This window comes from candidate division WOR-3 bacterium (genome assembly GCA_026418155.1).
Lineage (GTDB): Bacteria > Hydrothermota > Tepidihabitantia > Tepidihabitantales > CAIPLT01 > JAOABV01.
The window spans coordinates 1-13453 of the sequence record JAOABV010000045.1 but is presented as its reverse complement, the minus strand read 5'-3'; the positions used below and the strand labels follow the sequence as shown (position 1 = coordinate 13453).

Here is a 13453-nt window from a genome sequence, read left to right as displayed (position 1 = left end):
GATCCAATGTTTAGGAAATTTTTTATTTATGCGTTACTTAAATCCAAATTTATTCAGCAACAAATTGATTCTTTTACAGGTGATGAAACAACAATAATGCATGTCGGAAAACATGTTGATAAATTAAAATTTGCTATTCCTGATAAAGGTAATATAAAAATTTTGCATATATTTAATTCAATATCAGAAGAAATATTTAATAAGATGTTAATTATACAAGATGAAATTCAAACTCTCTCTCAACTCCGTGATTCTTTATTGCCAAAATTAATGTCAGGAAAAATAAGAGTCCCGGTTAAGAATAAAGGAGATAAAAATGAAAGCAAATGAAACAAATTTTTTAACTATTTTAGATGGAACAAAACAATTATTAATTCCGATCTATCAAAGAACATATAGTTGGACAAAGCAACAATGCGAAAAACTATATGATGACATTATTCGTACGGGAAGCGATGATAGAATTGCTGGGCATTTTATTGGGTCAATTGTTTATATACAAAAAGGGATATACCAAATGTCAACCGTGCCGGAATTATTAGTCATCGATGGCCAGCAACGATTGACAACACTGACGCTGTTACTAAAAGCAATCAGCAATAAATTAAAAGAAGAAAAAAACGAACAAGAAAGCAGAAAAATTTTAAACAGATATCTGCTCAATAATAACGAATCAGACGAGAAAAAATATAAATTAGTTTTGACACAAAGCGACAAAGAAACACTGTTCAACATCTTAGATGATAAGGAGTTACCAGAAAACTATTCTAAGAGGATAAAAGAAATTTATGATCTGTTTGTTAAAAAAATACAAAACGACGACATTGAAAAAATATATAAAGGTATATCAAAATTGCTTATTATTGATGTTGCTTTAGACAGAGAAAGAGATAACCCCCAACTGATTTTTGAAACACTCAACGCAACCGGGCTCGCATTGAGTCAAGCCGATTTGATACGGAATTTTATCCTGATGGACCTACAACCCGAACAACAAAACGAGATTTATAAGGATTATTGGTATAAAATTGAAAAATGTTTTGGACATGCTGAATATTCTGCGTATTTTGATAGATTTATCAGAGATTATCTCACAGTAAAAACACGGCGCATCCCTAGGATCGATGAAGTGTATATAGAATTTAAGGAATACTCAAATAAATATATCAAATCGTATATTAGCCAAAATTCTTTGCCAACGGAAAATTTCGATAATCAAAAATATTTGGCGATAAAATCATTAGTTGCTGACATTCATACATATGCCGAATACTTCGTTAATATTGCTTTAGAAAAAGATGAAGATAACGAAATAAAATCAATATTCTCTGATATTAACGACTTAAAAGTAGATGTTTCATATCCTTTTATTTTATGCGTATACGCCGATTACAAAAATAATGTAATCAACAAAAACACTTTTATAGAGATATTAAAAGCCATCGAAAGTTATGTCTTTCGAAGAGCAATTTGCGGGATACCAACAAATTCATTGAACAAAACATTCGCAACATTATATGACGAAATAGATAAGAACAACTATCTTACAAGTTTCTATGCCACAATGTTATTAAAAGAAAGTTATCGCAGATTCCCTAACGATGAAGAATTTTCCAATATGTTGCTTTTAAAAGACATTTATAATTTTAGAAATCGAAATTATTTTTTACGAAAGTTAGAAAATTATGACCGAAAAGAAAAAGTTAGTATTGAAGATTACACAATTGAACATATTATGCCGCAAAATGAAAATCTATCATTAGAGTGGCAACGTGAATTAGGTGAAAATTGGAAAGAGATTCAAAAAAAATACTTGCATACAATAGGTAATATAACATTAACAGGTTATAACTCTGAATTATCAGATCGTCCCTTTATTGAAAAAAGAGATATGAAAGGAGGTTTTAAAGATAGTCCAATAAGATTAAATAGACGTTTGGCAAATTTAGAACATTGGAACGAATCAGAAATTTTAGCCCGAGCGAAAGAAATAATTGATATTGCTATAAAAGTGTGGAAATATCCTGATCTCCATCCAGATGACCTAGAAAAACACAAAAAAGCTAAGAAAGCTAAAGATGAGAAGATATATACATATAATGATCATGAGTATTTAAGAGATAATACCAAGATTTTGTTTGACGAATTGAAAAAACGAATATTAAATCTAAGTTCGTCGGTCCGTGAAGAAATACTTAAAGCTTATATTGCGTTTAAATCCACAACTAATTTTGTTGATGTTATACCGTTGAAAAGCGGTCTAAAATTAATTTTAAATCTTAAATATAACGAAATTACCGACCCACAAGGTATATGTAATGACGTGAGCGAGAAAGGTCATTTGGGAAATGGCGATGTTGAAGTACTCTTTACTGATCTAAATCAAATTGAGTATATAATGTTCTTAATAAAACAGGCCTATAATAAACAATCCGAGGAACAAATTGATTAATGACTAAAGTTATTACTGAATCAGAAGTTGAATTAGCAGTTCTGGATATTCTAAAAGATTTAGGTTATTCAATTCTTTATGGTCCGGATATTTCTGAAGGCGGACTATTTGCAGAAAGAAATTATAATGAAGTTGTTTTGGTTAGAAGATTAAAAGATGCTCTGGAATTAATAAATCCTGATATTCCAAGTTATGCCATTGATGAAGCAATTAAAAAGATTTTAAGAACCGAGAGCCAAAATCTGATTATTAATAATCAGTTGTTTCACAGAATGGTCACAAATGGTGTGCCCGTTGAATACAAGAGAAATGACGGCAGTATTAAACACGACGTAGTTTGGCTCTTTGATTTTAAGAATATTGAAAATAATGAGTTTTTAGCAGTCAATCAATTTACCGTAATAGAAGAACGCAATAACCGAAGACCAGATGTTGTTTTGTTTGTTAACGGTCTGCCGATCGGTCTGATTGAGTTAAAGAATCCAGCAGATGAGAATGCGACAATCTGGTCTGCATTTAACCAGTTTGAAACTTATAAACAACAAATTCCGTCGTTATTTAGATTTAATGAGATTTTAGTGATTAGCGATGGATGGGAAGCCCGAGCCGGAACTTTGACTTCTAATAAAGAGCGGTTTTCGCCTTGGAAAACGATTGATAGTCAAAAGATGCCTGAACATTTCTCACAACTGGAAGTTATGCTTAAAGGAATGCTAAATAAAGAAGTTTTACTTGATTTAATCCGACATTTTATTGTTTTTGAAATTGATAAAGATACAAAAGACGGAATCTCAAAAATATCTAAAAAACTTGCGATTTATCATCAGTATAATGCAGTTAATCACGCAATAAAATCAACCATCCGTGCTTCCGCAGTCTCTGATTCCCAAGTAAGAGAAAAACCCGAAAAATATGGATTGCCATCAATAAGAGAACAACCAATTGGTGATAAAAGGGCAGGTGTGGTCTGGCATACTCAAGGTTCAGGTAAAAGTTTAATTATGGTATTTTTTGTCGGTAAATTGGTCTTACAACCAGAACTGGAAAATCCAACGATCATTCTTTTAACAGATAGAAATGACTTAGATGACCAGTTATTCGGAACTTTTAGCCGATGCCAAGAATTGTTAAGGCAAGAACCCAAACAAGCCGAATCCCGAGAAGAAATTAAAGAACTTTTGAAGGTTTCATCAGGGGGCATTATCTTTACGACGATTCAGAAGTTTTTACCAGAAATCAAAGGCACAAAATATCCATTGTTATCGGAACGAAGAAACATTATTGTGATTGCGGATGAAGCCCATCGCAGTCAGTATGATTTTATTGATGGTTTTGCTCGACACATCCGAGACGCGTTGCCGAATGCAACTTTTATTGGATTTACCGGCACGCCGATTGAAAAAGAAGACCGAAGCACACCAGCAGTATTTGGTAATTATGTTGACATTTACGATATTGAGCAAGCAATTAATGATAAAGTGACCGTGCCGATTTACTATGAAAGCCGATTAGCCAAACTGGAACTAAAACCCGAAGAGCGCCCCCATATTGATGAAGATTTTGAAGAAGTGACCGAAGGTGAGGAAAGAGAACAAAAAGAACGACTAAAAACAAAATGGGCAAGACTGGAAAAGATTGTCGGGGCGGAAAATAGAATCAAAAGAGTTGCTGAAGATATTGTCCAACATTGGGAAAAACGCTTAAGCGTTCTTGATGGTAAAGCAATGATTGTCTGTATGAGCCGAAGAATTTGTATTGATTTGCATAATGAGATTATTAAGTTAAGACCTGAGTGGTATCACCAAGACGACGATAAAGGAATTATTAAAATTGTGATGACCGGGTCTGCTACTGACCCACCACAATGGCAAGAACATATTCGCAACAAAGAAAGACGAAGAGCAATTGGTGAAAGGATGAAGGATCCATCAGACCCACTGAAGATTGTAATTGTGCGTGATATGTGGTTGACAGGTTTTGATGTCCCAAGTCTCCATACGATGTATATTGACAAACCAATGCGTGGACATAGCTTAATGCAAGCAATTGCACGAGTAAATCGTGTGTTTAAAGATAAAAACGGTGGGCTAATAGTTGACTATATCGGCATTGCGGTTGATTTACAAAAAGCAGTTGCCCAATATACAGAAAGCGGGGGTAAAGGCAGACCGGTCTTTGACCAGGAAGAAGCAGTCAAAGTTTTACTTGAACAATACGAGATTATTAAAGCGATGTTTTATGGTTTTGATTACACCCGGTTTTTTCAACTGGATACCAATGAGAAAATCCAGTTCTTGCGCGATGCTATGGAGCATATTCTCAAGCAGGAAAATGGCAAAGAACGCTTTATCATAAATGTCAGAAAACTTATGTTAGCATTTGCTCTGTCTGTCCCAAATGAAAAGGCATTGGCGATAAAAGACGAAGTTGGCCTATTTCAAGCCATAAAATCAATGATGATGAAATCAACGCTGATTTCTGAAAGAGAAAAAGGAGATATTGAATCGGCGATTAAACAGATATTATCCAAAGCAATTGTTTCCGACCGAGTAATTGATATCTTTGCAGCAGCAGGTTTGAAAAAACCTGATATTTCAATTTTATCTGATGAGTTTTTAGCAGAAATCAAAGGAATGCCCCAGAAAAATTTAGCATTTGAAGTGCTGAAAAAAATATTAAGTGATGAAATAAAAATTAGGTTCAGAAAAAATATTGTTGAAGGCAGAAGGTTTTCTGAGTTATTAGAAGAGGCAATTAGAAAATATACTAACCGCACCGTTGAAACTGCACAAATAATCGAAGAACTGATAACACTTGCTAAAGAAATACGAGAATCTCATAAACGAGGGGAAAAATTAAATTTATCCGAAGAAGAATTGGCATTTTATGATGCTCTGGAGACCAATGACAGTGCTGTAAAAATTCTTGGTGATGCGGTGCTGCGGACAATTGCACGAGAATTATTTGAAACTGTAAGAAGAAATGTCACAATTGATTGGACCTTAAGGGAAAATGTCCAAGCAAAATTAAGGGTAATGGTAAAAAGAATTTTAAGGAAATACGGTTACCCGCCCGATAAACAACAAAAAGCTACTGATACCGTATTAGAACAGGCTCACTTGATATGTAAAGAATGGGTTAAGGTATAAAAATAAAATGATGGCTTGTTTATCCAAAGAAATATTTCATAAATCGTCCTTATCGAAACTGTTAATAAAACCCCCAAATCCGTTATTGTTTATTATTAATTTTTTCCGAGTAAGGCAATTGCTCGGCTCAAGGGCTTACCTTTATAATTGCTGAATTGCGACCGAGGACGCAACCCCAAAGATATACTATAAGTCTAATTGAAAAGCCTACCCAAAGAAGCCTTTACCGCTGTGCCAAGATATGCTTTATTAGGCAAGGCTCTAAAAATGCTTTGAGATACGACTTGAGATAACCTTTTCCACAACCTTCAAAACACACCCCACAGCGGAGGGAGTCATACCATCCAGTCAGGGCTATTTTCCATTATCTCTTTTTATTCCAATAAGTTAAATAAAAATTTCGCTTATTTTTTTATTGGTCTATATGTATAACTTTTTTGAGTAGGGAAAGGAATGGGTTTTCTTTGCTGGTAGTTAAGGAGTTAGACAATTTTGGGTTAAAAGTGCAAAAGTTTGCACATTTTAATTAAATTGGGATTGCTAAGAAATTCAGATTTTGGATAAAATCTGGTAAGGTCTTTATTTTGGGTTGAGAAATCAGGCTATTGCGTAAGTTGGTTCTGAATAATCGCAAGTTTATAAACTATTTTAGAGTAAACTTGGCAACTTATTGGCATTGCTTTGCTGTCCTTAAACAATTTTATCTAACTATATGAGGGTTTATGATGTTAGCGTCAAGAATTTTGTTTAATTTCTTATCTTTGATAAAGGCTTATTCTTCCATTATCTGTTTTCTTTAACATCTCAAACTAAAATTTACACAAAATATTCTATACTACTGATTTTTGTGCGGGTTGTTTATTTTTTCACTTGCAGGACATAAAATTCCGGCTTGTTGCTCTTAAATATAACCTGGTATTTGTCTGGCTCTTTTTGGATTACAGGTAAAAGATACCGACGGGTTGTGCCGGTCCAATAAAAATTGTCTAATAGAATATAATCACATTTAGCAATTGCTTCTTTGACTTGTTCTTGGTCTTCAGTGAAGGGATAGCCAATTGCTCGACATCCAGATAAAAGATAGACAAATTCGGGTTTGCGTGACATTATGATTTTATCTTTGGCAATATTCTTATCAATCCATTCTATAGTTTCAAACCATCTTACCCAGTCGGCAGAATAGCCGGCGTATTTGTCACCTTTAAGATAAAGTGAATTATTAGTTAGGGCAATTTTTACTTGAGGAAGGATTGCGATGATGTTAATAAATATAAAAAGTAATCCTACGGCTATTGTGAAAAAATTCTTAATCTTGAATTTGGTCTCAAGCCATTTTAAGCCCAAGAAGATATAAACTAAAATTATAGGCACAACCGGTAAGAGAAATCGGTCACCACTCCAAACTTCTGGCCGGACTACGAGCATTCCGACATAAACAATTAAGCCGATAATTGAAGCGAGAAAGATTCTGCCGGTCTTAGAAAAGAATCCGAAAATTACGATTAGGGTTAATATAATTCCTAATAAGGTTAAGAGTCCGCTGTTGCTAATTGCCGGTAAAAATATTTGGGGTAAGGCATAGAAAAAATAGATTTTGATATTAGTTATTATCCGATTGAAGAAATCGCTGATGGTTATCTTTCCGCTTTGCAGATTATACGGGTTGCGCACAAATAAGACATCAATATAAGGATTTTGTTTGTTTATTGAGTAGTTTCTTATTAGCCAAGGCAAAACTAATACTAAAATGATTAAGAGAAAAATTATGAGCCATTTTATTTTGCGTTTCCATAAGAGATATATCGCAAAAGCAACAATAAATGCAAGTCCTGCAGCCCGAAGATAATATGAACCAACAACCGCAAGGCTACTAAAAATTAGAAGTAATAATGATTCTTTTTTGATTGCCTGTTCAAATAAATAGAAACTTAATAAGGTAAAGAATAAGAATGGTATTTCGGAAAAGAGTGCATAAGAGTATTGAAGATATAAAGGTAATGTGGCAAAAACAAATAATGGTATAATGTAATCTTTTTCCAAATAATGTCTCAACAAGTAATAGGTAATTACCAGTGAGCCAAGGGAAAAGAGTAAGATAATAAATTTTATGGCAACGAAATTATTATTAAAGATAACATGACCAATTCCTAATATAAGAGGAAAGCCTGGTGGCACTGTGGTATGTGGTTGTTGGTTAGGATTATGAATGTCTCGAAGCCCCAATCCGCTAATAATTGATTTGCCTAATATCAGATATAAGGCATTATCACCACCAGTCTCAAGTTTAGGGTCAAATAAAAGTAAAGAAAGAATTAAATTTAGTAAAAGGGCAATAATAAAGATTGTTTTCGGTGATAACTGAGGTAAAATCGGTTTTGTTTCTCCTGGTATCTGTGGTTTTTTAGGTGTTTTCTTTTTCATAATAGACGATGGATTTTTATTAGTTTTTCAAGCCTAATCTTAAATAGATTATTGGTCGGGTAATACTCCACCAGCCAATTAATGGTCGCATTTTGGTGTAGGGAACATTCTTTTGTTTGGGATAGTTAATGGTTATGGGCACTTCTTTGGTCTTAAACTTAAGTCTAACTGCTTTATAATAAAGATATGGTTCCAGTTCATAGCGATTGAGCCAGATTTGGTTTAGATTTATCCGGGGATGGGAGACAATTGAAGTCTTAAATGCTCGGATACCGCTTGAACCATCAGTAATCTTTTTACCGACTAAGAGGGAAAAGATGAAACTATAAACTTTGGTGCCGATTTTACGATGTTTGGGCATATTTGCCCAACCTCCGCCTTTAAGATACCGTGAGCCTTGCACAAAGTCATAATTTTCTTTAATAATTGGTTCAATTAGACTGGGAATTTCTTCTATTTTAGTTTTGCCGGTACCATTGATTGGCACAATGATTGTATAACCATTTTGCTTGCCATATTCAATTCCTGTTCTAATGGCAGCACCGACGCCTAAGTTTTTCTCGTGTTGTATAACATTTGCTCCGGCTTTGATTGCTTCTTGACTGGTATTGTCGGTTGAGCCATCATCAATTACTAATAGGTCATAATTTAGACTTTTTTTTAAGTCTTGAATGACGCCGCCGATTTTCTTGTCTTCATTCCACACCGGAATAATGATTAAAACTTTTTCTTTATTGAATGCAGAAACTGCCATTGAACTGATTTATCCAAGGAAAGATAAGTTGAGATAATTAAAAGATAATAACATTAATTCATATGCTTGATCACAATATTAGGATAGATCTATTTTGCCTGTAGAAAATTATCTTTCTTTGCATTTAGTATTTTTTTGAAGTTTAGCCAGATTTTTTGGACAAGATCCATTCTTTCGTTTTCTTTAAGCCGTCATCTAAAGAGAATTTGGGAATCCATCTTAATTCTTTACGAATTTTTTCAATATTTACGACCCGGCGTCGGATATTATCAATGTCTCGGCGGTCAATATAAGTTGGAGTTATGTTTTTGCCAAAGAGTTTAATGATTTTTTGCGCCAAGGTGTTAATTGAAGTTTCAATGCCTGTGCCGACATTATAAATTTGTCCGTCGGCTTTTTCACTTGCGGCCAAAATGGTGGCTTCAACTGCATCGTCAACATAAGTAAAATCTCTGGTCTGCTCGCCGTCACCATGAATACTTGGTGGCTGGTCTTTAATTACTGCATCAAAGAACTTAGCCACGACTCCACAATAAGGATTATCCGGTCGTTGTTTTACACCATAAATATTAGAATATCTTACTACGGCAGTTGGTAGACCATAAGTTTCGTAAAAGGAAAAACAGTAATTTTCTCCGGCTAATTTGCTGGTGGCATACGGTGTAAATGGATTAATCGCATCATCTTCATTAATGGGCAGATAGCGGGGATTGCCATAAATTGAAGTTGAGGATGTGTAAACAACTTTTATACCCTTTTCTTTGGCTGCTAATAAGATATTTAATGTGCCTCCAATATTAACTGCAAAATCTTCTCGAGGATTTTTCGTTGAGACAATGATATTTCTTGCGGCTAGATGGAATATTAGATCGACTTCCTTAACTAATTTTTTAACTAATGCTTCATCACAGACACTACCTTCAACAAATTCGACCAAATCGGATTTAGGTAAATTTTCGATTTTACCGGTAAAAAGGTCATCGAGCACAATCGTTTTGACCTTACGAGCAACAAGCGCATCGACTAAATTTGAGCCAACAAAGCCAGCACCACCGGTTACTAAAACCGTCATTTCATTTAATGGTTTCATAATAAACTCCTATCTGTTGGAAATAATTCTATCAAATCTTCTTCAATAAGAGTGATTCGATTGGCAGGATTAAAATTTTGCCGCATCATCACTAAAGGATTTTTTGTTTTTTGACCATTTTAATTTATTGAAAGAATTCTTTGATGGTATCAACGACGATTTTCAAATCTTGTTCTGTAAGTAGTGGTTCAACCGGCAGACTTAAAACTTCATTGCATAATTTCTCTGCATTTTTAAGTTTTCCCACAGCCTTCATTTTGCCGTCAAATACTTTCATTTGATGTAATGGCACGGGATAATAGACCATTGTCGCGATCCCTTTATCTTTAAGGAATTGCTGGAGTTCGTCTCTTTTCCCATTTAAAATTCTGACCGTATATTGATGGTAAACATGGTATGCTTCCGTTAATTCTTGAGGTAGTCTTATCTCTTTAATTCGTTTTAATTCTGCATTATAAAATTGAGCGATTTTTCTTCGGCGTTGATTAAATTCATCAATGTATTGGAATTTTGCCAAGAGAATTGCGGCCTGTAATGTATCCAGTCGAGCATTGTAGCCAATATGGTCAACATTATACTTATCTTTACCACCATGTTTCGTCAACATCCGAATCAGTTCTGCCAGTTCGTCGTCATTAGTTGCTACCATCCCGGCATCGCCGTAACTTCCAAGATTTTTTGAAGGAAAGAAACTAAACGCACCAGTAGTGCCGATAGAACCCAGTTTTTTATTATGCCACATACTGCCAAATGCCTGAGCAACATCTTCAATCACAAAAAGATTGAATTTTTGGGCAATTGCCATAATTTCATCCATATTGCAAGGTTGGCCATAAAGATGGACTGGTATGATGCCAATGACTTTATTATGTTTTTCGATATATTTTCTGACTTTTGTCGTATCAAGATTATAGGTCTCTTTATCGACATCAATAAAAACTGGCTTTGCCCTTGCCCGAAGAATCGCATCACCAGTGGCGGTAAAAGTAAAAGGTGTCGTGATAATTTCATCTTTGGGATTAAAATATTCTTGTCCGCGGAGTTTTATGGCTAACGCCCTTAAGGAAAGGACTAAAGCCTCAGTGCCCGAAGAGACACCAATACAATGTTTGACTTCAAGATATTGACTGATTTTCGTCTCAAGTTCTTTTACTTCTGGTCCTAAAATCCATTGCTGATGTTTTAGACAATTTGCAATTGCCGTGTCAATTTCATTTTTCATATACTCGTATTCTAATCTTAAATCCAGCATTGGAATTTGTTTCATTTTATCTCCTTGCTAAATCTTTTTGCTGAACTTTATAATCACCCACTGGTCGCTGTAGTTCATAAAGTCTCTTTAACGATTACCAGTGTCTTTTTTTTCAAAGAATACTTACTGCCGCAATTTTCACAAGTTGTGTTGTGGTTTTTATCAAATTTTTTCAAAGGCACACCACATTTACAGACCCAACCGATTTGTCGGGCAGGAACACCAACTACCAAGGCATAATCCGGCACATCTTTTTTTACGACTGCGCCGGCGCCCACAAAGGCATACTGACCGATAGTGTTACCGCAGACAATTGTTGCGTTTGCACCAATCGAAGCACCTCTTTTAACCAAAGTGGGTAAAAATTCATCTTTGCGCTCAACAAAGGCTCGGGGATTGTAAACATTAGTGAAGACACAACTCGGACCGCAAAACACTTCATCTTCTAAAGTTACTGCTTTATAGATTGAAACATTGTTTTGGATTTTACATTTATTGCCAATTTTAACATCAGGACCAATCATCACATTTTGACCAATAACACAGTTTTTACCAATTTTTGTGCCCGATAGAATATGAGAGAAGTGCCAGATTTTCGTGCCTTCGCCAATTTCGACATTTTCGTCGATTAACGCAGTCGGATGGACAAAATATTTTTTTTCAGAAAGCGTTGGTATTGCACCTTTAGTTCTTAAGGATTTTTCGGCTTGTTCTAAAACCTTTAATACGGCTAATCCTTCTTCGCCATTAGTTTTCGGAGGCGTGCGATTCAATAAGCACTCAATAAAATGTTTCATTTCTTCTTTTAACGGCTCCTTCGGTGCGAATTCAACACAATAATATTCGGCTTTATGAGCCACGGGAATTTTGCCTTTGGTCCATTCAATCTTATGGGGATAAACGAATAATTTTTCTTTGGTCAAATCATCAAATACCGCCATTGCTTTTGAACCGACTACTACTAATTTTTGTTCTTTGAATGGATGCAGCCAACTAACAAAAATATGCGACTTGATGTCATTATCAAATTCTAAGGTTGTTAAAGTAACATCAAAAATGTCTTTATTCAAATAACCTTCGCCAAAACAACTAATTCTAATTGGTTCACTGCCTATTAACATTAAAATAATAGAAATATCGTGAGGCGCAAAACTCCACAGGATATTTTCTTCGACGCGTAATTTACCGATATTGAGTCGATTAGAGTAAATATATTGAATTTTACCCAATTCGCCACAATCAATTAATTCTTTTAATTTAATTACTGCGGGATGGTATTGTAAGATATGACCAACCATTAAAAGCTTATTTTTCTTTTTTGCTAAATCAACCAGTTCCTTTCCATGAGCAAAGGTTAAAGCCAGCGGTTTTTCCACAAAGACATCTTTATTGGCATTAAGGGCTTTTTTAACTAATTGGTAATGAGTTGCTGAGGGTGTTGCTATTGCGACTGCAGTAATTTCTGTGTCGTTAAGTATTGTATCCACATTCTCAGTATATTTCAGATTCGGAAACTCTTTTTTCCTTTCTTCAATCGTTTTAAGGTCTGCATCACATGCCTTGCTTACGACGCCTAATTCATAAAGATTACGCAGGATATTTTTGCCCCAATAGCCAATACCAATCACGCCAATTTCAATTTTTTTTGTCTTTGTCATATTTACCTCTTATTCGCTTTCATAAGTTTTTCTGTTCAAATTATTATTTTGCAAGAAATAAATAATCAGTATTATAAATAACCGAATTATACTTGTCAAATTATTTTTCATAAACGGTCTTAATATATTGGGGTTAGATTTTTTTGATGAAAGATGTATTAACAGGGGAAAGGAAAATTAAGAAAGTAAGTATTAATTTTCGATAATTAAGGGATAATGTCGTTATCTAAAATGGCAAGTCGTCAATTTTATCCTGAGGGATATTTTCTTCGTCGATATCGTTTTCTGGCAAAGGTTCAGGTTCACTGCCTAATTTATCTAAGATTTGCACTCGATTTGCGACTATTTCTACGCGTCTTTGTTTGTTTCCATTTTGGTCGATCCAGGTTCGACTATTCAATCGACCTTCAATCAGCACCGAACTGCCTTTTTTCAGTCGGTCATTACACATTTCTGCCCATTTGCCAAAGGTTCGAACATTAAAAAAACTGGTGTCATCTTTCCATTCCTGTGTTTCTTTATCTTGATACCGACGATTGACCGCAATCGAAAAACTGCAAATTGGATTTCCTTTAGGAGTGTATTTTAATTCCGGTTCGCGCACGGCGCGTCCCATAATTACGACATAATTTAATGAACCTAATCTTAAATCCGCCATAGATTACTCCTTTTTATAA

General features: G+C 34.7%; 8 protein-coding genes and 2 pseudogenes. 3 read left to right on the top strand and 7 right to left on the bottom strand.

Translation table 11 applies throughout. The features are described from left to right. From N2201_05745 to N2201_05735, 3 genes are all read left to right on the top strand, one after another. Window positions 1-330, top strand: a 330-nt coding sequence (locus tag N2201_05745) for a hypothetical protein (protein ID MCX7785711.1), incomplete at its 5' end; no start/stop codon positions are given. Beyond that, on the top strand, window positions 317-2452 hold the full coding sequence (locus tag N2201_05740; GenBank protein ID MCX7785710.1) for a DUF262 and DUF1524 domain-containing protein: 2136 nt from the start codon (window positions 317-319) through the stop codon (window positions 2450-2452). The genes N2201_05745 and N2201_05740, both read left to right, overlap by 14 nt. Beyond that, window positions 2452-5601, top strand: a complete 3150-nt coding sequence (locus N2201_05735) for a type I restriction endonuclease subunit R (protein ID MCX7785709.1) — start codon at window positions 2452-2454, stop codon at window positions 5599-5601. The genes N2201_05740 and N2201_05735 overlap by 1 nt, the downstream gene beginning before the upstream one ends. A gap of 858 nt (window positions 5602-6459) precedes the next feature. Here the strand turns inward: N2201_05735 and N2201_05730 are convergent. From N2201_05730 to ssb, 7 genes and pseudogenes are all read right to left on the bottom strand, one after another. Next, entirely contained in the window at window positions 6460-8022 is a 1563-nt protein-coding gene (locus N2201_05730) for a glycosyltransferase family 39 protein (GenBank protein ID MCX7785708.1), read from the bottom strand. A gap of 19 nt (window positions 8023-8041) precedes the next feature. Beyond that, window positions 8042-8776: a glycosyltransferase family 2 protein gene (locus tag N2201_05725; protein MCX7785707.1), complete on the bottom strand. Its 735-nt coding sequence runs from the start codon at window positions 8774-8776 to the stop codon at window positions 8042-8044. A 142-nt stretch (window positions 8777-8918) separates the two neighbouring features. Beyond that, window positions 8919-9866 (bottom strand): NAD-dependent epimerase/dehydratase family protein, encoded by a 948-nt coding sequence (locus tag N2201_05720; protein MCX7785706.1) that lies wholly within the window; start codon window positions 9864-9866, stop codon window positions 8919-8921. A 124-nt stretch (window positions 9867-9990) separates the two neighbouring features. Then, window positions 9991-11133, bottom strand: coding sequence for a DegT/DnrJ/EryC1/StrS family aminotransferase (locus N2201_05715; protein MCX7785705.1), 1143 nt, complete (start codon window positions 11131-11133; stop codon window positions 9991-9993). A 179-nt stretch (window positions 11134-11312) separates the two neighbouring features. Further along, window positions 11313-11795, bottom strand: a pseudogene (locus N2201_05710) (N-acetyltransferase). 621 nt (window positions 11796-12416) lie between these two features. Further along, window positions 12417-12776 (bottom strand): annotated as a pseudogene (locus N2201_05705) (Gfo/Idh/MocA family oxidoreductase). A 226-nt stretch (window positions 12777-13002) separates the two neighbouring features. Further along, window positions 13003-13434 (bottom strand): single-stranded DNA-binding protein, encoded by a 432-nt coding sequence (gene ssb / locus N2201_05700; protein ID MCX7785704.1) that lies wholly within the window; start codon window positions 13432-13434, stop codon window positions 13003-13005. Window positions 13435-13453: the final 19 nt, after the last annotated feature.

What these genes read in the sequence shown, in the direction of transcription:
- N2201_05725 (MCX7785707.1), bottom strand. Translation starts at nt 8,776, where the DNA reads ATGGCAGTTTCTGCATTCAATAAAGAAAAAGTTTTAATCATTATTCCG.
- N2201_05730 (MCX7785708.1), bottom strand. Translation starts at nt 8,022, where the DNA reads ATGAAAAAGAAAACACCTAAAAAACCACAGATACCAGGAGAAACAAAA.
- ssb (MCX7785704.1), bottom strand. Translation starts at nt 13,434, where the DNA reads ATGGCGGATTTAAGATTAGGTTCATTAAATTATGTCGTAATTATGGGA.
- N2201_05740 (MCX7785710.1), top strand. Translation starts at nt 317, where the DNA reads ATGAAAGCAAATGAAACAAATTTTTTAACTATTTTAGATGGAACAAAA.
- N2201_05735 (MCX7785709.1), top strand. Translation starts at nt 2,452, where the DNA reads ATGACTAAAGTTATTACTGAATCAGAAGTTGAATTAGCAGTTCTGGAT.
- N2201_05720 (MCX7785706.1), bottom strand. Translation starts at nt 9,866, where the DNA reads ATGAAACCATTAAATGAAATGACGGTTTTAGTAACCGGTGGTGCTGGC.
- N2201_05715 (MCX7785705.1), bottom strand. Translation starts at nt 11,133, where the DNA reads ATGAAACAAATTCCAATGCTGGATTTAAGATTAGAATACGAGTATATG.